This window comes from Streptomyces sp. T028 (assembly GCF_048159505.1).
In the GTDB taxonomy this organism is placed as follows: domain Bacteria; phylum Actinomycetota; class Actinomycetes; order Streptomycetales; family Streptomycetaceae; genus Streptomyces.
Genome location: NZ_JBLRVZ010000018.1, coordinates 56,315 through 76,302, shown reverse-complemented (window position 1 = coordinate 76,302; position 19,988 = coordinate 56,315). Strand labels below are relative to the sequence as shown.

Sequence of the window (19,988 nt, the reverse complement as noted above, 5' to 3'; positions counted from 1 at the left end):
CCCGAAGACCGACGGGCCTGGCGGCGGGTGCCCGGGAGCAGGGGCCCGAGGGCGTCGCCTCCACAAGATCTCTAGTTGGGCCGGTGCGTCATTGCCGGCCGGAGGGAAAGCGATGGGTAGGACACTCGCGGAGAAGGTCTGGGACGACCATGTCGTCCGGCGCGCCGAGGGCGAGCCCGACCTCCTCTTCATCGATCTGCACCTGCTGCACGAGGTGACCAGCCCCCAGGCCTTCGACGGGCTGCGGAAGAGCGGTCGCCAGGTGCGCCGGCTCGACCTGACCATCGCGACCGAGGACCACAACACCCCGACCCTCGACATCGACAAGCCGATCGCCGACCCGGTCTCCCGGGTCCAGCTGGAGACGCTGCGCAAGAACGCCGCCGAGTTCGGCGTGCGGCTGCACCCGCTCGGCGACGTCGAGCAGGGCGTCGTCCACGTGGTGGGCCCGCAGCTGGGTCTGACCCAGCCGGGCATGACCGTCGTCTGCGGCGACTCCCACACCTCCACGCACGGCGCCTTCGGCGGCCTGGCGTTCGGCATCGGCACCTCGCAGGTCGAGCATGTGCTGGCCACCCAGACGCTGCCGCTGGTCCGCCCCAAGACCATGGCGATCACGGTCGACGGCGAGCTGCCCGACGGCGTCACCGCCAAGGACCTGATCCTGGCGATCATCGCCAGGATCGGTACGGGTGGCGGCCAGGGCTATGTCCTGGAGTACCGCGGCTCCGCCATCGAGAAGCTCTCGATGGAGGCCCGGATGACCATCTGCAACATGTCGATCGAGGCCGGCGCCCGCGCGGGCATGATCGCCCCCGACCAGACCACCTTCGACTACCTCAAGGGCCGCCCGCACGCCCCCGAGGGCGAGGACTGGGACGCCGCCGTCGCGTACTGGAAGACGCTGAAGACGGACGAGGACGCCGAGTTCGACGCCGAGGTCGTCATCGACGCCGCCGCGCTGTCGCCGTTCGTCACCTGGGGCACCAACCCCGGCCAGGGCGCGCCGCTTTCGGCGGACGTCCCCGACCCCGCTTCGTACGAAGACGCCTCGGAGCGCCTCGCCGCCGAAAAGGCCCTGGAGTACATGGGGTTGGAGGCCGGACAGCCGCTGCGCTCCATCAAGGTGGACACCGTCTTCGTAGGCTCCTGCACCAACGGCCGTATCGAGGACCTGCGTGCCGCCGCCGATCTGATCAAGGGCCGCAAAGTCGCCGACGGCGTACGGATGCTGGTCGTCCCCGGCTCCGCCCGGGTCGGTCTGCAGGCCGTCTCCGAGGGTCTGGACGTCGTCTTCAAGGAGGCCGGCGCCGAATGGCGGCACGCGGGCTGTTCGATGTGCCTCGGCATGAACCCCGACCAGCTGGCCCCCGGAGAGCGCTCCGCCTCCACCTCCAACCGCAACTTCGAGGGCCGGCAGGGCAAGGGCGGTCGTACGCACCTGGTGTCGCCGCAGGTCGCGGCCGCCACGGCCGTCCTGGGCCACCTGGCCTCCCCGGCCGACCTGTCCGCCGACACCCCCGCGCCCGCTGGAGTCTGATCAGTCATGGAAGCATTCACCACGCACACCGGCCGGGCCGTCCCGCTGCGCCGCTCCAACGTCGACACCGACCAGATCATCCCTGCTCACTGGCTCAAGAAGGTCACGCGGGACGGTTTCGAGGACGGGCTGTTCGAGGCCTGGCGCAAGGACTCGTCCTTCATCCTCAACCAGCCCGAGCGGCAGGGGGCGACCGTCCTGGTCGCCGGCCCCGACTTCGGCACCGGCTCCTCCCGTGAGCACGCCGTCTGGGCGCTGCAGAACTACGGCTTCAAGACCGTGATCTCCTCCCGCTTCGCCGACATCTTCCGCGGCAACTCGCTGAAGAACGGCCTGCTCACGGTGGTCCTGGAGCAGAAGATCGTGGACGCGCTGTGGGAGCTCACGGAGAGCGACCCGCAGGCCGAGATCACGGTCGACCTCCAGGCCCGCGAGGTGCGCGCCGAGGGCATCACCGCCTCCTTCGAGCTGGACGAGAACTCCCGCTGGCGGCTGCTGAACGGGCTGGACGACATCTCCATCACCCTGCAGAACGAGGCGGACATCGCCGCGTACGAGGCCAAGCGCCCGTCCTACAAGCCGAGGACGCTCCAGGTCTGATCCGAGAGGCCCGGGACAAGTCGAGTTTCGGCCAGCCCAACATCCCTCCTGTACCCCCGATCGGTCCGATCGGGGGTACAGCCGTGTCCGGGCTCCCGTGCGCCCCCGAACCTTCGCTGTTCCTCCCAACTTCCCACGTTAGAGCGGTGATTGCCGGGGTACGCGCCCTCTGTGGACGTGACCTCCGTCAGTGCCCGGACGGCCGTTTGAGGCAGCAGTTGCCCCCTGGGCGGGCGACAACTCGCCCCAGATGGCACAATCTGTGCATGGAACACGACGGCCAACTCGAGCTCTATACGGCGGTCGCGAACCTGCTCAAGGAAGCGCACGCAGCGGTGCGCGCACTGCAAGTCCCGGAGGGCGTACGGATGGCGCTGACCCGGAAGCTGCTGGTCATTACGGCCGCGGCCAAGCACGATCTCGCCGATGCGACAAGGCGACTGGAGCGGTTCATGACGGACCTCGAAGAGGGGCGAATGCCCGAAGAGGAGCGTTGATCGCCTCCGGAACAGCCGAGTTCGTTGCGGCACAAGGGTGATTAGCCCGTTTCGTGTTTGATTTGCGGTATATATCTGCCTAACGTGCGAAAAAGCTTGAACACTTTCGTTCTGGCGAGGTCTCCGAAGGGGAAGACGTGAACAAGGCGCAGCTCGTAGAAGCGATTGCCGACAAGCTGGGCGGCCGCCAGCAGGCCGCCGACGCGGTCGACGCGGTCCTGGACGCCATCGTCCGCGCGACCGTCGCCGGGGACCGGGTCTCGGTCACCGGCTTCGGTTCGTTCGAGAAGGTCGACCGGCCGGCCCGCTACGCTCGCAACCCCCAGACGGGCGAGCGTGTTCGGGTCAAGAAGACGTCCGTGCCGCGCTTCCGCGCAGGCCAGGGCTTCAAGGACCTGGTGAGCGGCTCCAAGAAGCTGCCGCGCGGCGGCGAGGTCGCCGTCAAGAAGGCCCCCAAGGGCAGTCTGACCGGCGGCGCCGCCGCCACGGTCAAGAAGGCCGCCGCGAAGAGGGCCACCACCAAGGCCGCCGCCGCGAAGAAGACCACCGCGGCGGCGAAGAAGACGACGGCGGCCGCGAAGAAGACCACGGCCGCCGCCAAGAAGACCACCGCGAAGAAGACGACCGCCGCGGCGAAGAAGACCACGGCCGCCGCCAAGAAGACCACCACCGCCAAGTCGGCCGCCGCGAAGAAGACCACCCCGGCGAAGAAGGCCACCGCCAAGAAGGCCCCGGCCAAGAAGTCGACCGCGCGCAAGACCGCCACCGCCAAGAAGGCCACCGCCCGCCAGTCGTAGAGAACGACGGCAGCACGGGCACCCACGCGCCGGGCCGGACTCCCTCACGGAGCCCGGCCCGCGGCGTGTTCAGGGCTCTGAGGGCCCCTGGCAGCCGCTTCAGAAGGTCTGCAGCGTCACCAGGGTGATCCTCGGGCTGTCCTTCGGCCCCTCCACCTCGATCCGCACCCGCTGCCCCGGCCGCAGCAGCCGCAGCCCGCCCGCGTCGAACGCCCGCGCGTCGAAGGGCACCGGGGTGCCGTCGTCCAGCAGCACCTGCCCGCTGCGTGTGTCGGGGTCGTACGTGTATGCGGTCGCCTGCATGACTCGCAGCCTACTGCCCGATCCCCAGCAACCGCGCCGCCGCGGCGGCCGTCCGGGGGCCCACGCCCAGCGTCATCGCCGTACGCAGGTCCTCGCCGGTGTCCACGTCCTGGCGTACCGAATCGACTGCCGTGAGGCGGAGTTCCTCGGCTCCCGACGCGCGATGCCGCACACGGGAATCCGGCCCGAATGCGGGAAACAATTCACGGTCGGCCGAGACCGCCAGCAGAGTGGTGCCGATTCCCGCGGCGTCGGCGAGAAATGCGCGCGGGAATTCCGCCGCCGCGTCCAGGACGCGGGTCAATTCCAGCGGGCGCAGCGCCGGAAGGTCGGCGTTGAGCGCCGCGAGGGGGGTTTCGGGACGCGTCCGCCGTACGAAGGCCGCCCCGTGTGCCAGCGCCGCGTTCAGGCCGGTGCGGGGCTCGTCGGGCACGATCCGGGCCCCCAGGGCAGCCAGTGCGTGCCCGGCCGGCACGTCGTCCGTGACGACCGCCACATCCCCTACGGCCGTGCAGGCCAGCGCCGCCGCCACCGTGTCCTCGGCGAACGCGAGGGCGAGACCCGGGCGCAACCCGTCCCCGGCGGTGTCCGCGAGCCTGCTCTTGGCCAGGGCCAAGGGCTTCAGGGGTATGACCAAGGTCCACTGCACCGGCGTACCGTCCCTCTCTCGTCGCGGCCATTGTCACCCGGCCCATCGGCACGCCGACGTGCCGGGCGTACGGTGTTCTCGACAGACCGGCGGCCTGGCGCGACACTTGTGCGGCTCACAGGCTCCGAAGAGAAGCCCCGACAGAAGTCCCAGAGGGAAGGTGTCCGCGTGCCCCGCCGCAGAATCGGCTTCTGGTACCGCTTCGCAGCGGTCCTCTGCAAACCCTGGCTGGTGGTTCTGATCAAGCGGGACTGGCGAGGAATGGAGAACATTCCGGCCGAGGGTGGATTCATCACCGCGGTGAACCACAATTCCCACATCGACCCCTTCGCCTACGCGCACTACCAGTACAACACCGGACGGGTGCCGCGATTCCTCGCGAAGAGCGGGCTTTTCAAGAAGGGGTTCGTCGGCGCCGCGATGCGCGGCACCGGGCAGATCCCCGTCTACCGCGAGTCCACGGACGCCCTCAGCGCCTTCCGGGCCGCGATCGACGCGGTGGAGCGCGGCGAGTGCGTCGCCTTCTACCCCGAGGGCACCATCACCCGCGACCCGGACCTGTGGCCCATGACGGCCAAGACCGGCGCCGCGCGGGTCGCCCTGCAGACCAAGTGCCCCGTGGTCCCCGTCGCCCAGTGGGGCGCCAACGAACTGCTGCCGCCGTACAGCACGAAGCCCCGTCTCCTCCCGCGCAAGACCCACCATGTGCTCGCCGGCCCGCCCGTCGACCTCTCGCGCTTCTACGGCCGGGAGGTGACCGCGGAGATCCTCAAGGAGGCCACCGAGGTCATCATGGCCGCCATCACCCGCCAGCTGGAGGAGATCCGCGGCGAGAAGGCGCCCGAGACGCCCTACGATCCGCGTCAGGAACGGATCGAGCAGCGGCGCCGCACCGAGGCGGAGACCAGCGCGCAGACCGGTGCGCAGGCGAGCGTGCAGACCAGTGCGCAGACGAGCGCGCAGATCAGCGCGCAGGCCGGTGCGGAGCCCAGTCACGAGGGGGAGAAGAGCAAGTGAGCAAGCCCGTCAAGGCGGCCGTCTTCGGTACCGGATCCTGGGGGACCGCCTTCGGCACGGTCCTCGCCGACGCGGGCTGCGAGGTGACGCTGTGGGCACGCCGCCCCGAACTCGCCGACGCGGTCAACTCCACCCGGACCAACCCGGACTACCTGCCCGGCGTCGAACTCCCCGAGAACCTCCGCGCCACCGCCGACCCGGCCGAGGCCGCCCGCGGCGCCGACTTCACCGTCCTCGCGATCCCCTCGCAGACCCTGCGCGCCAACCTCGCCGAGTGGACCCCGCTGCTCGCCCCGCACACCGTCCTCGTCTCCCTCATGAAGGGCGTCGAACTCGGCACGACCATGCGGATGAGCGAGGTGATCGAGGACGTGGCCAAGGTCGGCCGGGACCGCGTCGCCGTCGTCACCGGACCCAACCTGGCCCGTGAGATCGCCTCCCGGATGCCGGCCGCCTCCGTGGTCGCCTGCACCGACGAAACCGTCGCCCAGAAGCTGCAGACCGCCTGCCACACCCCGTACTTCCGCCCGTACACCAACACCGACGTGGTCGGCTGCGAGCTGGGCGGCGCGGTGAAGAACGTGATCGGTCTGGCCGTCGGCATCGCGGACGGCATGGGCCTCGGCGACAACGCCAAGGGCTCCCTCATCACGCGCGGACTCGCCGAGACCACCCGCCTGGGCCTGGCCATGGGCGCCGACCCGCTCACCTTCTCCGGACTCGCGGGCCTCGGCGACCTGGTGGCGACCTGCTCCTCGCCTCTCTCCCGCAACCACACCTTCGGCACCAACCTCGGCAAGGGCATGACCCTGAAGGAGACCATCGCGGTCACCAAGCAGACCGCCGAGGGCGTCAAGTCCTGCGAGTCGGTGGCCGATCTGGCCCGCCGGCACGGCGTCGACATGCCCATCACCGAGACGGTCGTAGACATCGTCCACGAGGGCAAGCCGCCGGTCGTCGCCCTCAAGGAGCTGATGTCGCGCAGCGCGAAGCCCGAACGACGCTGAGCGAACTCGGTGGGTGGACGCTGCCTCCCGGCCCTACCACCGGGTACTCTCGTGCCGATATGAGCACCGAGAACCTCCCCCAGAGCCCCGAGCAGCCGTCTCGCAAGCCGCGTGTGGCCGTCGTGTCCGGTGGCCGCAGCTCCGAACACGGGATCTCCGTGGTCACCGCCGGCGCCGTCCTGAAGGCCATCGACCGGACCAAGTACGAGGTCCTGCCGATCGGTATCACCCGGGACGGGCGCTGGGCCCTCATCGCCGACGACCCGGAGCGCATGGCGATCACCGACCGCCGTACGCCCGACATCGACGCGCTCGCCGAATCGCGGGAGGGCGGCGTGGTGCTCCCCGTCGACCCCGCCAACCGTGAAGTCGTCTACAGCGAGCCGGGATCGGTGCCCAAGGCGCTCGGCGAGGTCGACGTCGTCTTCCCCGTCCTGCACGGCCCCTACGGCGAGGACGGCACCCTCCAGGGCCTGCTGGAGCTCTCCGGCGTCCCGTACGTCGGCTCGGGTGTGCTCGCCTCGGCCGTCGGCCAGGACAAGGAGTACATGAAGCGGGTGTTCACCTCCTTCGGGCTCAAGGTCGGCCCGTACGTGGTGATCCGGCCCCGCGAGTGGCAGCAGGACGAGTCGGCCGCCCGCAAGAAGATCATCGACTTTGCCGGCGAGCACGGCTGGCCGCTGTTCCTGAAGCCCGCGCGCGCGGGCTCGTCGATCGGCATCACCAAGGTCGACGACCTGTCCGGCCTGGACGAGGCGATCGCCAAGGCCCAGCGCCACGACCCGAAGATCCTTGTCGAGGCGGCCGTACGGGGCCGTGAGATCGAGTGCGGCGTCCTGGAGTTCGAGGACGGCCCGCGGGCCTCCGTCCCGGCCGAGATCCCGCCGCCGGACGCGCACGCGTACTACGACTTCGAGGCGAAGTACATCGACTCCACCCCCGGAATCGTTCCCGCGCCCCTCACCCCCGAGGAGACCGCCGAGGTCCGCAGGCTCGCCGTGGAAGCCTTCGAGGCGGCCTCCTGCGAGGGCCTGGTCCGCGCCGACTTCTTCCTCACGGAGGAGGGCGACTTCGTCATCAACGAGATCAACACCATGCCGGGCTTCACCCCGATCTCGATGTACCCGGCGATGTGGCAGGCGAGCGGCATCAGCTACGAGGAACTCGTGGACAGGCTGATCCAGGCGGCGCTGCGCCGCTCAACGGGACTCAGGTAGCCCACCCGAGCCTCAGGTAACCCACCCGAGGGGAGCCCACCTAGGGGCGCGGGGCTGTGTCGATATGCGGCTCCGCCGCGTGGGCGCGAGAACCACGCACGGCCCGCGCCCGACAGACGAGCGCAGCAACCACGGCGCTCAGTCGGCGATCCCCACCGGCACAGCCTCCTTGATGCCCGACGCCAAGTCGATCAGCACCGAAGAACTGTCCACCCCCTCCGGCACCGTCACCTCGACGTACGCACTACGGCTGGCGGTGGTGAAGCGGTACCCCCCGCCGTCCCGCTTCTCCATCAACCAGTCGACGCCGTTCACACCGCCGGCCACGGCATCCGCGTCCCGGCCCTGGGCGACCTCGGGGTCCACCATCTTCGGCGGCCGTTCCACACCGCAGCGCAGTATGATCGCCGGGTCCCCCCAGCCCGCGGTCAGCGCGGAAGCGGGCTCGGGATCCCGGCGGCTCTGACCGTCCACCTTCGACGGCAGTGCCCGGTCCAGGTTCCGGCACAGTTTCACGGTCTTCGCCGTGGGACTGGGAACCGCCGCCGACGCGCTGTCGTCTGCCGAGGAGCAGCCCGCGGCGGCGCACAGCAGCACGAGGGCGGGCAGACGGGCGGGCAGACCACTGAGCCGGTGACGGAAAAGGTTCACCGGCCAAGGGTAGACGGGGGCTACAGATGCACGACCGGGCAGGTCAGGGTGCGGGTGATCCCGTCCACCTGCTGGACTTTGGCGACCACCAGTCGTCCGAGGTCGTCCACCGTGTCGGCCTGGGCCCGCACGATCACGTCGTACGGACCCGTCACGTCCTCGGCCTGGACGACTCCAGGAATCTTGCTGATCTCCTCGGCGACGGTCGACGCCTTGCCGACCTCCGTCTGGATCAGGATGTACGCCTGTACCACGGAACCTCCAGGGCGGCCACGAGGATCATGTGGGGAAAAGGAACGCCACGGTATCGCGTCGCCGCGCGCCACGGGGAGACCCGCGGGGAGCACGGCCCCCGTGCCGTGGTACAGGGATGGCAGAGGTTGACGGTCATGTCGGCCGTCCCGGTCGGGTGGGCCGTGTCGGCCCCTTCGACCGTATCGAGGACACTGGTGCTGCGCGACCGGGCACGGACAGGGACAGAAGGGGCGAAAGGGTAATGAAGGGCACTGTTGGTGAGCTCGGGGAGTTCGGGCTCATCAGGGAGCTCACCTCCCGTCTCACCACCACCTCGGCGGTACGCGTCGGCCCCGGCGACGACGCCGCGGTGGTGGCCGCGCCCGACCGCCGGGTCGTGGCCAGCACCGACATCCTGCTGGAGGGCCGGCACTTCCGCCGCGACTGGTCCACCGCCTACGACGTCGGCCGCAAGGCCGCCGCCCAGAACCTGGCCGACATCGCCGCCATGGGCGCGGTGCCGACCGCGCTGCTGCTCGGCCTCGTCGTGCCCGCCGAACTGCCAGTGACCTGGCCGAGCGAGCTGATGGACGGTATCCGCGACGAGTGCCAGGTGGCCGGTGCCTCCGTGGTCGGCGGCGACGTCGTACGGGGCGACACGATCATGGTGTCGATCACCGCGCTCGGCGATCTGCGCAACCAGGAGCCGGTGACCCGGGCCGGGGCCCAGCCCGGCGACCTCGTCGCGGTGACCGGCTGGCTCGGCTGGTCCGCCGCCGGGTACGCGGTCCTCTCCCGGGGCTTCCGCTCGCCGCGCGCCTTCGTCGAGGCCCACCGCCGCCCCGAGCCGCCGTACCACGCGGGCCCGGCCGCCGCCGCGCTCGGCGCGACCGCGATGTGCGACGTCAGCGACGGACTGATCGCCGACCTCGGGCACATCGCCGAGGCCAGCAAGGTCCGTATCGACATCCGCTCGGGTGCCATAGACATCCCCACCCAGATGAACGACATCGGCTCGGCCGTCGGCGTCGACCCCATCCAGTGGGTGCTGACCGGGGGAGAGGACCACGCGATCGTGGCGACCTTCCCGCCGGACGTGAAGCTGCCCGCCCGCTGGAAGGTGATCGGCGAGGTCCTCAACCCCTCCGTGCTGCCCCAGGTGACCGTCGACGGGGCGCCCTGGACCCGGCAGGGCGGCTGGGACCACTTCGGGGACATGGAGTCATGAGTCTGCCGAGGGTGCTCACGGTCGCCGGGTCCGACTCCGGCGGCGGCGCGGGCATCCAGGCCGACCTGAAGACGATGCTCGCGCTCGGTGTGCACGGCATGAGCGTCGTCACCGCCGTCACCGCGCAGAACTCCCTGGGCGTGCAGGGTGCTTGGGAACTACCGGTCGAGGCGGTGCGGGCCCAGTACCGCAGCGTCGTCGACGACATCGGCGTCCAGGCCGTGAAGACCGGGATGCTCGCCTCCGCCCGACTAGTCGAGGCTGTGGCCGAGTTGATCGCGGACACGGCGGCGCCGGCTGTCGTCGACCCCGTGGGCGTCTCCAAGCACGGCGACCCGCTGCTGGCCGCCTCCGCGCTGGACTCCGTCCGCACCAGACTGCTCCCGGCCGCGACCGTCGCCACCCCGAACCTCGACGAGGTCGCCCAACTCACCGGCGTACAGGTCGAGTCGGAGGACCAGCTGCGGGAGGCCGCGGCCGCCGTCCTGGCGTACGGACCGCGCTGGGTGCTGGTCAAGGGCGGCCATCTCCCCGGCGACGCCGTGGACTTGCTCACCGACGGCACCGAGGAGCACTGGCTGCGCGCGCCGCGCCACGACAACCGGCACACGCACGGCACGGGCTGCACCCTCGCCTCCGCGATCGCCTCGCACCTCGCGCGGGGGCGGTCCGTGCCGGAGGCCGTGACGGCGGCCAAGGAGTACGTCACCGGGGCGATCGCCGCAGGCTTCGCGCTCGGCGGCGGAATCGGCCCCGTGGACCACGGCTGGTCCCTCACACGCCGTACTCCGGGGACTTCGGGTACTCCGGCTTCGGGTACTCCGGGAGCCTGATGTTCGTCGCCGGCACCCTGTGGTCAGGTACAGCGTTGTCAGGTACAGCAAAAAGCCGGCCCACCGAGGTGGACCGGCCAGATGCAGCGAACCAGCATGGCCGCGCGCTTAGCTGTGCGTCAGCGCGAGACCTTGCCGGCCTTGATGCACGAGGTGCAAGCGTTCACGCGCTTCGGCGTCCCGCCGACCACGGTACGCACACGCTGGATGTTCGGGTTCCAGCGGCGGGACGTACGGCGGTGCGAGTGCGAGATGTTGTTGCCGAAGCCCGGCCCCTTGCCGCAGACGTCGCAGTTGGCAGCCACGGGTCACTCCAAAGACTTCAGATGCACTTACGGTTGGATCCCGGCGTGCCGGGATCGAGATCGCAGGATCAGAGATCTGAGTGGCGTAGCCAGGGGAACGGCCCGATTGGATCGGGCAACCGGAGCAGCATACAACGACTGCGCCAGTAGAACGAAACTACCACGGCTGCTCTACGCTGCGTGCAGTCCAGCAGCTCAGGGAGGCGCAGGTGGCGCAGGTGCCGCAGACATTCTTCGATGCTCTCGCGGTGCGCACCTGGTGCTCACTCGCGCTGACGGCGCTGGGCCGCGCGCGCGAGGAGATCGATGCGATCAACGTGTACCCCGTCGCGGACGGCGACACCGGCACCAACCTCTATCTCACCGTCGAGTCCGCCGCGACCGCCGTGGAAGCCGTGTTCGCGGGGTACGAAGCCGCCCCGACGGCGATGCGCAGTCCGTCCCTCGCCGACGCCGCGCGCGCGATGGCGCACGGCGCGCTCATAGGGGCGCGCGGGAACTCGGGGACGATTCTCGCCCAGCTCCTGCGCGGCATGGCCCAGGTACTCGCCACCGAGGGTGAGGCCCCTCACACCGACGGGGACCGGCTGCGGCTGGCCCTGCGGCGGGCCGCCGACTCCGCCCGGCAGGCCGTCGCCCACCCCGTCGAGGGCACCGTCCTCTCGGTCGCCTCGGCCGCCGCCGACGCGGCCGAGGGCGCCGAGGGGGACTGCGGGGCCGTTGCCCGCTCCGCCTACCGGGGGGCGTGCGTGGCCCTGGCCGCGACCCCGGCCCAGCTGACCGTCCTGGAGCACGCCGGGGTGGTCGACGCCGGCGGGCGGGGACTGGTCGCGGTCCTCGCGGCGCTGGTGGAGACGTTCACGGGCGAGGCACCGGTGTTCTCCGGGGTTTCCGGGTTCTCCGTGGGCGCGGTGCACGCGCGTGTGGAGGCTGGTCCGGAACCGGGCACCGCGGACTGCGCCGACGCGGCGGGCGGTGAGGGCGGGCCCGCCTTCGAGGTGATCTACCTCCTGGAGGCCGAGGACGCGGCCGTCGCCCGGCTGCGGCAGCGGCTGGACGCCCTCGGGGACTCCCTCGTCGTGGTCGGCGGCGACGGCCTGTGGAACGTCCATGTCCACGTGGACGACGCCGGCGCCGCCGTCGAGGCGGGCGTCGAGGCCGGACGGCCGTACCGGATCCGCATCACCCACTTCGGCGCCGGTGACGCCCACGCGCGCGTGGGGGAACGTCCGGTCCGCGAGCGTGTCCAGCGGGCCGTCGTCGCCGTAGTGCCGGGCGAGGGTCTGGCCGGGCTGTACACCGAGGCCGGCGCGACCACGGTCCTCGCCCGCCCCGGGGAGCCGCCCGCCAGCGGGGAACTCGTGGAGGCCGTACGAAGGGCCCACGCGCGCGAGGTCGTCCTGCTGCCCAACGACGCCGATCTGTGGCACACCGCCGCCGCGGCCGCCGAGCAGGCCCGCTCCGAGGGCATCCGGGTGGCGCTGATCCCCACCCGCTCCGCCGTGCAGGGCATCGCCGCGCTCGCCGTGCACGAGGCGGACCGCCGCTTCGACGAGGACGTCGTCTCCATGACCTCCGCGGCCGGCGCCACCCGCTACGCCGAGGTCGCCGTCGCCGAGCGCCAGTCGTGGACCATGGCCGGCATCTGCCAGGCCGGCGACGTCCTCGGGCTCATCGACGGTGACGTCGCCGTCATCGGCGCCGACGTCACCGCCACCGCCGAGTCCACCCTGGACCGCATGCTGTCGGCGGGCGGCGAGCTGGTCACCCTGGTGCTCGGCGACGACGCCCCCGAGGGCATCGCCGAGCACCTGGAGTCACGGGTGCGGGAGGCGTACCTCGCCGTCGACACCGTGGTGTACCGCGGGGGACGCCAGGGGGCGTTGCTGCTGATCGGCGTGGAGTAGCGGGGGATCGTTCAACGATCCTCCTGCTCCGTCGCCACCTGCAACAACTGCTCCGCCTCGGCCCGCCGGCCCTCCACCGTCCCGTCGTCCTCGTCCTCGTCGCCGTCCACCTCCGCGTAGGCCCGCAGCACCGCACGCGCGCGTCCCGCAGCCGCCTCAGGCCGCCCCAGGTCGGTCTCCAGCCAGCCCGCGGCCAGCTCGGCGCCGGTACGGGCGTGCAGCGCGTCGCCGTCCAGGGCGACGAACACCGCGACCGCCTCCGCCATCTGCGACAACGCCTCCTCCAGCGCGTCCCGGATCGAGTCGTCGTCGGCGTCCTCGGGCGCCGAGCGCGCCAGCAGGTCCCCGAACTGACGGTGGGTGTGGCCGAGTTCGGCGACCAGCCGCAGCCGCGCCTCCTCGTCCTCCTCCGCCATGGCGAGCGCGTCCACGCACTCCTCCACCGCGCCGGCCATCAGCGCCCGCGCCCCCTCCGTCCCGTCCTCGGTGCGCAGCGCCAGCCACGCGCGGGCGCGCAGGGAACGCACCAGACCGTGCACATTGCCCAGAGCGCGCCACAGCTCACCCGCGCGCGCGTACGCGTGGTCCGCCTCGTCCTGCAGTCCCGCCTGGCCGAGGGACTCGGCGGCCAGATGCGCGAGGGTCGCGTGGTCGTGCTGCTCGGGCCAGTGCCGGGCGATCTCGGCCGCCTGGAGCCGGCGTTCGGCGGCGTCCCGGTGCTCGCCCAGCTCGCTCAGACAGTCGCCCAGCCACCACTGCGTCTGGACGACCGCCCCGTCACCGTGCGTCTCGGCGCGCAGGTCGGCCAGCGCCGACTCCAGCACCTCCGCGGCCTCGGCCCAGCGCCCCAGCCGGACCAGGTAGCCACCGAGCTGGTGCCGCGCCCAGGCGCCGAACGTCGGGCCCTCGCCCGCCTCGTCGGCCCAGTGCGCCGCCTCCAGGGCGTGCTCCGCGGCCTCCGCCGCCTGCCCCCGCTCCCCGACGACCTCGGCGAGCTGGAGATGCAGCTGGGCCCGCCCGACCGGCTCCAGAACGGGCCCGCCGTGCTCCAGGGCCGCCCGCAGCGCCCGCTCCGCCTCCACCATGTCGCCCAGATGGTGCGCGAGACCCGCCAGCCGGGCCTCGTACTCACAGGCGAACCACGGCAGCCCCGCCCCGGTGAACTCCGCGGCGGCCCGTGCGAACAACCGCGCGCCCGCCTCGACGTCCCCGGACTGCGTGGCGAGCTCCCCGAGCATCGCGTGCCCCTCGGCGAGCCGCGCGATCAGCCGTACGTCGTCCCCGGTGCGCCCCTCGACGAGCGCGAGCAGCTCCCGTACGGCCGCCTCCGCCTCCGCCAGAACCGTTTCCGCCATCGGCCCGTCGGCCTCGTGGACGCGCCGCATCAGGATCCGCGCCCGCGCCATCAGCACACCCGCCGCCTGCCGCACCCGGGTGCCGCTCTCGGCGTACAGCGCGAGCACCTCGTCGTACGGGCCGGCCACGGCCGCCAGCGCCTCGCCGGCGTCCTCCCCGGCGAGCGCGCGGACGTACGCCCCACGCGCGCGTGCCGCCAGCGCCTCCCCGGGGTCGTCCGCCTCCGCGTACAGCTCCGCGGCCCGCTCGAACGTTTCCGCACCCTGCGGGCCCAGCGCGATCGCCTCGTGCTCGACGATCTCCGCACGGTCGCGCGCGTCCAGCTCCACGCCGTCCGCGCCCTCGGCCGCCCGCGCGACCGCCGCCCACGCCTCCACGGCCTCCGGCCGCAGGGTGTCCGACAACCGCCGGGCCTCGGCGAGCAGCTCCGGCAGACCGAGCTCCGCCGCCTCCGGCACCACGGCCGGGGCCGGCACGCCCACCGCGGCCGGCCGTACCGCACGCACCCCCAGCGGCAGCCGCTCCACCAGCGGACGCTGCGCCATACGCGCGCGTGCCCGCTCACTGACGTACTGAGTGCCGTTGCGCTCGTCGAACCGCGCCGCCAGCGCCAGCGCCTCCACGCGCGCGTGGGCGGCCAGTCCGTCGGCCGTCCAGTCCCGCCCGGCCGGACCGGGCACCCGCTGCCCGCCCAGACCCAGCCCCGAAAGCCGCTCCATCAGCAGCACCACGACACTCAGGAACTCCAGCTTGCTGCGCGGATGCCCGTCGTCCGTGAAGTACGCCGGCCGCTCCGCGAGCAGCTCCAGACCCCGCGCCTCGTTCCCGGTCAGCGCGCAGAACTCGACATGGTCGGCGTACGCGCCCCGCATGCTCTCCATCGGCCGCACCAGCCGGAAGCCCCGCAGATGACCGGCGCGCGCCTCCTCCACCCGGCCCAGCCGCAGCAGCGGCACCAGGGACGAGGCGAGCACCGTGTGCGGCTCGTGCGCACACGCGTACTCACCCTCCAGGACCGGCGCCCACAGCGAAAGCGCCTCCTCGTCCCGGCCCCGCTCCGCATGCCACCAGCCCTGCCCGTGCAGCTCGCACGCGTGACAGTCGGCCATCGCGTCCCGGTCCGCGGCCAGCCAGGCGGCGAACGCCCGCTCCGCGCGCGGGACGTCCCCCACATGCGCGGCCACACTGAACTCGGCACTGCGCACCGCGCGCTCGGAGTGCCCGGCGAGCCGGTAGCGGTGCTCCATCTCGCCCAGCCACTTCTCCACCGACGCCAGCGGAACGTGCGGCTGGTCGAGCATCCCGGCCGACATCCACTTGAAGACCCAGTGCAGGGAATGCGTCTCGTAGTCGTCGAAGTCCCCGGGCCGCTCGTCCCACATGCGCAGCAGCCGCGCGAACGGGACGAACATCTTGTCCTTCTCGGAGCTGTAGTTGTAGACCTTCAGCTGGTGCCCGAGCGCCTCGATCACCGCCAGCGGGATGTTCAGCTTCTCGGCCTCGGCCAGCAGCTGCTCCGCGCGCGCGTTGCGAGCCGGACCCTCCGGCTGCTCGCCGTTCTCCGCCATCGCCCGGCGGAGCGAGTCGAAGTCCCTGATCTCACTCATCGGTGGCCGTCCTCCCCGTGTGCGGACTCCCCGTGCGTGGCCCATTCCAGAAGGCCGATGAACGCCCGGTTCAGCAGGGCCGAGTCAGCGGGCCGCAACGGCCGCTGCGCCATCAGCAGCGCCTGCCCGTACAGGGACTCCGTGGCGGTGCCGATCAGTTCCGCCTCCCGCAGCGAACTGATCCTCCGGATCAGCGGGTTGAGATGGTTCAGCACCAGACGCGCGCGCGGGGCACCGCCGCGCAGCGAGCCCAGGATGCCCGCCCACAGGTCGTCGGCCTGCGCCTCCTCCTCGGCCCGCGCCTGCTCGTGCCGCGCCGACCGGTCGTCCAGATGCAGCGCGGGCACGGCCAGCGGATGGAAGGCACGCAGGACCACGTCACAGCCGAGCGGGTCGAGCTTCGCCCGCGCGGCCGCCAGGAACCCCGACAGCGCCAGCTCCTCCGCCGGGTCCACCGCGTCCAGATGCGCCGTCACGGTGTCCGCGTCCAGCTCGGCGACCACCGTCCCCGGCCGCACCGACGGCAGCGCCTCGACCAGCTCGCTGTCGTACGTGTAACCGCCGTTGATCACACCCACGCCCTGCGCGGCCGCGATCGGCGCGACCTGCCGGTATTCCTCCACGGTCCGCGTGAAGTGCACCACCGGGTGCCGCTGCGCGAACTCCTCCAGCGACAGCCGCCCGTCGCTCGTCTCGAACGGCAGCCACGGCAGCATGGTCCGCAGCATCTCCGTGTCGTGCCGCGCCAGCGACTTCACGCCCAGATGGTGCACGGCCAGGAAGGCCGAAAGCCGCTCCGGATCACCCGCCGCGAGCCCGGTCAGCCACGACCGGATCCGCTCCCCGAGCGCCTCCCGTACGGCGGCCAGCGTCTCGTCCTCGTACAGCGCCTCGCGCGAGGCCGTGGGCCGCAGGCTGTCCGTGTCCAGGACGCACCGCACGAAGAACGCCCAGTCGGGCAGCAGCTGTTCGGCCCGCTCGGTCAGCAGCATGCCCTTCAGATGCACCCGGTGCGTGGCCCGCTGCGCCGGACTCACCGCCGCGGGCAGCACGTACGCCACCCCGCGGATCCCCGCCAGCGGCACGCTGAGTTCGATCGTGTCCAACGGCGTGAACCCGAACAGCTGACGACAGTGCCGGGCCAGAGCCACCCGCCGGTTGGCGGGGGAGGGGTACGGCCGGTCCCAGGGCGCCGGCAGATCGGTGACCGCCTCGTCGCCCACCCGGACGTCGTACGGCAGCAGCGAGCCGAAGTCCCGTGCCAGCTTCAGCACCCGCTCCTCGGTGAGCCACTCCCCCGCTCCGGCCCGCGCCACCAGCTGCACGGTGGTGCCCGGCTCGGGCCGCTCGTCGTGCGGCAGCGTCCGCACGGTGTACGAACCGTCGTCGCGCGCCGTCCACTCCACGGGCGGCGCCGCGGGCGTACGGGCACTGCGGCTGACCACCCGGATCCGCTCGGCGACCACGAAACAGGCCAGCAGCCCGATACCGAACTGCCCCAGGAAGTCGGACCGCGCCTCCTGCAGGCCCTCCGCCCGCTTGGAGCTGCGCCCGATGGTCGCCAGCAGGGTGTGCACATCGGCCTCGGTGAGCCCGATGCCGGAGTCCTCCACCCGCAGCGTCCCGCCCGACGCGTGCAGCCGCACCCGTGCCGGGGCGCCGGACTCCTCGGCCCGCCGGGCGGTGATCGCGTCCACGGCGTTCTGCAGCAGTTCCCGCAGATAGACCTTGGGGCTGGAGTAGAGGTGATGGGACAGCAGGTCCACCAGACCACGCAGGTCGACCTGGAACGTATGAGGTGACGGTGATGCCTGGGATGACTGTGAGGTCTGGGAGTCCATCGCTGCAGCGCCGCGAAGTGGGGACGAGCACGGCGCGGGGTCGGGCGGTCCCGGTGGGGCGGTAACCGCGGATGATGGCCGGAGGCGCGCCATCCTAGAGCCCGAACGAGCCGTCTGACCAGGGGTTTCAGGACACGTATCGAGCAATGTCAGTGGTGTGGTGTGCAATGGATCTCGTGCCCGCACTCGAAGAACCGCTGAAGAACGTGCTCGGCCCACCGACCGCGAAGGTGATGGCCGAGCACCTCGGCCTGCACACCGTCGGCGACCTCCTGCACCACTATCCCCGCAGATACGAGGAGCGCGGCCAGCTCACCCACCTGGCCGACCTCCCCATGGACGAGCACGTCACGGTGGTCGCCATGGTCGCCGACGCCCGCCTGCTCACCTTCGCCTCCACCAAGGCCCCCCGAGGCAAGGGCCAACGGCTGGAAGTCACCATCACCGACGGCAGTGGCCGACTCCAGCTGGTCTTCTTCGGCAACGGCGTCCGCAAACCCCACAAGGAACTCCTGCCGGGCACCCGCGCGATGTTCGCCGGCAAGGTCTCCGTCTTCAACCACCGCCTCCAACTGGCACACCCGGCCTACGAATTGCTGCGCGGCGACAGCGACGAGACGGTCGAGACCTGGGCAGGCGCCCTGATCCCCCTCTACCCGGCGACGGCCAAACTGGAGTCCTGGAAGATCGGCAAGGCGATCCAGACCGTCCTGCCCAACGTCCAGGAGGCCGTCGACCCCCTCCCGCCCACCCTCCGCGAGGGCCGCGGCCTGGTCAGCCTCCCCGAGGCCCTCCTCAAGATCCACCGCCCGCACACCAAGGCCGACATCGCCGACGCCCGCGCCCGCCTGAAGTGGGACGAGGCCTTCGTCCTCCAGGTCGCCCTCGCCCGCCGCCGCCACGCCGACGCCCAACTCCCGGCGGTCCCGCGCCGCCCCTCTCCCGACGGCCTCCTCACCGCCTTCGACGACCGCCTCCCCTTCACCCTCACGGAGGGTCAGCAGAAGGTCTCCAGGGAGATCTTCGACGACCTGGCGACGGAGCATCCGATGCACCGGCTGCTTCAGGGAGAGGTGGGTTCCGGGAAAACCATGGTGGCCCTACGAGCCATGCTCGCCGTCGTCGACGCCGGGGGGCAGGCCGCCATGCTGGCCCCCACCGAGGTCCTCGCCCAGCAACACCACCGCTCGATCGTGGAGATGATGGGCGAGCTGGCCGAGGGCGGCATGCTGGGCGGTGCCGAACAGGCGACCAAGGTCGTGCTGCTGACCGGCTCCATGGGCGCCGCCGCCCGCCGCCAGGCCCTGCTCGACCTCGTCACCGGCGAGGCCGGAATCGTCATCGGCACGCACGCGCTGATCGAGGACAAGGTCCAGTTCCACGACCTGGGCCTGGTCGTGGTCGACGAGCAGCACCGCTTCGGCGTCGAACAGCGCGACGCCCTGCGCGGCAAGGGCAAACAGCCCCCGCACCTCCTCGTCATGACGGCCACCCCCATCCCGCGCACGGTCGCGATGACGGTCTTCGGCGACCTCGAGACCTCCGTCCTCGACCAGCTCCCGGCCGGCCGCTCACCCATCGCCAGCCATGTCGTCCCCGCCGCCGACAAGCCCCACTTCCTGGCCCGCGCCTGGGAACGGGTCCGCGAGGAGGTGCAGAACGGCCACCAGGCGTACGTCGTCTGCCCGCGCATCGGCGACGACATCGACGAACCCGCCGACCCGAAGAAGGCGAAGAAGTCCGCGGAGGACGAGGCCGAGAAGCGCCCCCCGCTGGCCGTCCTGGACGTGGCCGACCAACTGGGCAAAGGCCCCCTGCGCGGCCTCACGGTCGAGGTGCTCCACGGCCGCATGCCCCCCGACGACAAGGACGCGGTCATGCGCCGCTTCGCCGCCGGGGACACCCACGTCCTGGTCGCCACGACCGTCATCGAGGTCGGAGTCAACGTCCCGAACGCCACCGCCATGGTGATCATGGACGCCGACCGCTTCGGCGTCTCCCAGCTCCACCAGCTCCGCGGCCGCGTCGGCCGAGGCTCCGCCCCCGGCCTCTGCCTCCTGGTCACCGAGATGCCCGAGGCCAGCGCCGCCCGCCAGCGCCTGAACGCCGTCGCCTCCACCCTCGACGGCTTCGAACTCTCCCGCCTCGACCTCGAACAACGCCGCGAGGGCGACGTCCTCGGCCAGGCCCAGTCCGGCGCCCGCACGTCGCTCCGCGTCCTGGCGGTGATCGAGGACGAGGAGGTCATCGCGGAGGCGAGGGAGGAGGCGGTGAACGTGGTGGCGGCCGATCCCGAGCTGACGGGACTCCCCGGCCTGCGGACAGCCCTGGACGCCTTGTTGGACGAGGAGAGGGAGCAGTACTTGGAAAAGGGCTGAAGGGAAGTGCCCTGAGGGGCG

The 19,988-nt window shown here is 71.7% G+C and carries 18 protein-coding genes; 11 read left to right on the top strand and 7 right to left on the bottom strand.

Going from position 1 to position 19,988, the window contains the following annotated elements; genetic code table 11:
* Positions 1 to 112 precede the first annotated feature (112 nt).
* The 4 genes from leuC to ACLZN2_RS17935 all read left to right on the top strand — a co-directional run bounded on the left by leuC (position 113) and on the right by ACLZN2_RS17935 (position 3,434).
* On the top strand, positions 113 to 1,540 hold the full coding sequence (gene leuC, locus ACLZN2_RS17950) for a 3-isopropylmalate dehydratase large subunit (protein WP_416979485.1): 1,428 nt from the start codon (positions 113 to 115) through the stop codon (positions 1,538 to 1,540).
* A gap of 6 nt (positions 1,541 to 1,546) precedes the next feature.
* Positions 1,547 to 2,140: a 3-isopropylmalate dehydratase small subunit gene (gene leuD, locus ACLZN2_RS17945; RefSeq protein WP_416979484.1), complete on the top strand. Its 594-nt coding sequence runs from the start codon at positions 1,547 to 1,549 to the stop codon at positions 2,138 to 2,140.
* 266 nt (positions 2,141 to 2,406) lie between these two features.
* Positions 2,407 to 2,637: a hypothetical protein gene (locus tag ACLZN2_RS17940; RefSeq protein ID WP_416979483.1), complete on the top strand. Its 231-nt coding sequence runs from the start codon at positions 2,407 to 2,409 to the stop codon at positions 2,635 to 2,637.
* Positions 2,638 to 2,774: 137 nt separating this feature from the next.
* Positions 2,775 to 3,434 carry an HU family DNA-binding protein gene (locus ACLZN2_RS17935; protein ID WP_416979482.1) on the top strand — a complete coding sequence of 220 codons (660 nt, stop codon included), beginning with the start codon at positions 2,775 to 2,777 and terminating at the stop codon, positions 3,432 to 3,434.
* A 99-nt stretch (positions 3,435 to 3,533) separates the two neighbouring features.
* On the opposite strand, the gene ACLZN2_RS17930 is transcribed toward ACLZN2_RS17935, so the two are convergent.
* Positions 3,534 to 3,737 carry a hypothetical protein gene (locus tag ACLZN2_RS17930; RefSeq protein WP_416979481.1) on the bottom strand — a complete coding sequence of 68 codons (204 nt, stop codon included), beginning with the start codon at positions 3,735 to 3,737 and terminating at the stop codon, positions 3,534 to 3,536.
* 10 nt (positions 3,738 to 3,747) lie between these two features.
* A complete protein-coding gene (cofC, locus tag ACLZN2_RS17925) occupies positions 3,748 to 4,386 on the bottom strand; it encodes a 2-phospho-L-lactate guanylyltransferase (protein WP_416979480.1) in 639 nt (212 codons plus the stop codon).
* A gap of 168 nt (positions 4,387 to 4,554) precedes the next feature.
* Between cofC and ACLZN2_RS17920 the strand changes: the two genes are divergently transcribed.
* Genes ACLZN2_RS17920 through ACLZN2_RS17910 form a run of 3 tightly spaced genes read left to right on the top strand, consistent with a single transcriptional unit; the run spans position 4,555 to position 7,627 of the window.
* On the top strand, positions 4,555 to 5,403 hold the full coding sequence (locus ACLZN2_RS17920) for a lysophospholipid acyltransferase family protein (protein WP_416979479.1): 849 nt from the start codon (positions 4,555 to 4,557) through the stop codon (positions 5,401 to 5,403).
* Complete coding sequence (locus tag ACLZN2_RS17915) at positions 5,400 to 6,410, top strand: NAD(P)H-dependent glycerol-3-phosphate dehydrogenase (RefSeq protein ID WP_416979478.1); 1,011 nt, start codon at positions 5,400 to 5,402, stop codon at positions 6,408 to 6,410. The genes ACLZN2_RS17920 and ACLZN2_RS17915 overlap by 4 nt, the downstream gene beginning before the upstream one ends.
* A gap of 59 nt (positions 6,411 to 6,469) precedes the next feature.
* Complete coding sequence (locus tag ACLZN2_RS17910; protein WP_416979477.1) at positions 6,470 to 7,627, top strand: D-alanine--D-alanine ligase family protein; 1,158 nt, start codon at positions 6,470 to 6,472, stop codon at positions 7,625 to 7,627.
* 138 nt (positions 7,628 to 7,765) lie between these two features.
* Here the strand turns inward: ACLZN2_RS17910 and ACLZN2_RS17905 are convergent, their stop codons facing one another.
* Together ACLZN2_RS17905 and ACLZN2_RS17900 are read right to left on the bottom strand one after the other, a co-directional pair.
* Positions 7,766 to 8,278, bottom strand: a complete 513-nt coding sequence (locus ACLZN2_RS17905) for a DUF3515 domain-containing protein (RefSeq protein ID WP_416979476.1) — start codon at positions 8,276 to 8,278, stop codon at positions 7,766 to 7,768.
* 20 nt (positions 8,279 to 8,298) lie between these two features.
* Positions 8,299 to 8,532: an Lrp/AsnC family transcriptional regulator gene (locus tag ACLZN2_RS17900; protein ID WP_030793842.1), complete on the bottom strand. Its 234-nt coding sequence runs from the start codon at positions 8,530 to 8,532 to the stop codon at positions 8,299 to 8,301.
* A 242-nt stretch (positions 8,533 to 8,774) separates the two neighbouring features.
* On the opposite strand from ACLZN2_RS17900, the gene ACLZN2_RS17895 reads away from it, so the two are divergent.
* Together ACLZN2_RS17895 and thiD are read left to right on the top strand one after the other, a co-directional pair.
* Positions 8,775 to 9,740 carry a thiamine-phosphate kinase gene (locus ACLZN2_RS17895; RefSeq protein ID WP_416979475.1) on the top strand — a complete coding sequence of 322 codons (966 nt, stop codon included), beginning with the start codon at positions 8,775 to 8,777 and terminating at the stop codon, positions 9,738 to 9,740.
* A complete protein-coding gene (gene thiD, locus ACLZN2_RS17890; RefSeq protein ID WP_416979474.1) occupies positions 9,737 to 10,573 on the top strand; it encodes a bifunctional hydroxymethylpyrimidine kinase/phosphomethylpyrimidine kinase in 837 nt (278 codons plus the stop codon). The genes ACLZN2_RS17895 and thiD overlap by 4 nt, the downstream gene beginning before the upstream one ends.
* Positions 10,574 to 10,692: 119 nt before the next feature.
* Here the strand turns inward: thiD and rpmB are convergent, their stop codons facing one another.
* The gene (rpmB, locus tag ACLZN2_RS17885) at positions 10,693 to 10,878 is read right to left on the bottom strand and encodes a 50S ribosomal protein L28 (protein ID WP_003993230.1); all 186 of its coding nucleotides are present in this window, start codon (positions 10,876 to 10,878) and stop codon (positions 10,693 to 10,695) included.
* A gap of 209 nt (positions 10,879 to 11,087) precedes the next feature.
* Between rpmB and ACLZN2_RS17880 the strand changes: the two genes are divergently transcribed.
* A complete protein-coding gene (locus tag ACLZN2_RS17880; RefSeq protein WP_416979473.1) occupies positions 11,088 to 12,785 on the top strand; it encodes a DAK2 domain-containing protein in 1,698 nt (565 codons plus the stop codon).
* Positions 12,786 to 12,796: 11 nt separating this feature from the next.
* Here ACLZN2_RS17880 and ACLZN2_RS17875 read toward each other — a convergent pair whose 3' ends face one another.
* Positions 12,797 to 15,748: a tetratricopeptide repeat protein gene (locus tag ACLZN2_RS17875; RefSeq protein WP_416979472.1), complete on the bottom strand. Its 2,952-nt coding sequence runs from the start codon at positions 15,746 to 15,748 to the stop codon at positions 12,797 to 12,799.
* A complete protein-coding gene (locus ACLZN2_RS17870; RefSeq protein WP_416979471.1) occupies positions 15,745 to 17,589 on the bottom strand; it encodes an HSP90 family protein in 1,845 nt (614 codons plus the stop codon). The genes ACLZN2_RS17875 and ACLZN2_RS17870 overlap by 4 nt, the downstream gene beginning before the upstream one ends.
* Positions 17,590 to 17,756: 167 nt before the next feature.
* On the opposite strand from ACLZN2_RS17870, the gene recG reads away from it, so the two are divergent.
* Positions 17,757 to 19,967: an ATP-dependent DNA helicase RecG gene (recG, locus tag ACLZN2_RS17865; protein WP_416979470.1), complete on the top strand. Its 2,211-nt coding sequence runs from the start codon at positions 17,757 to 17,759 to the stop codon at positions 19,965 to 19,967.
* Positions 19,968 to 19,988 lie beyond the last annotated feature (21 nt).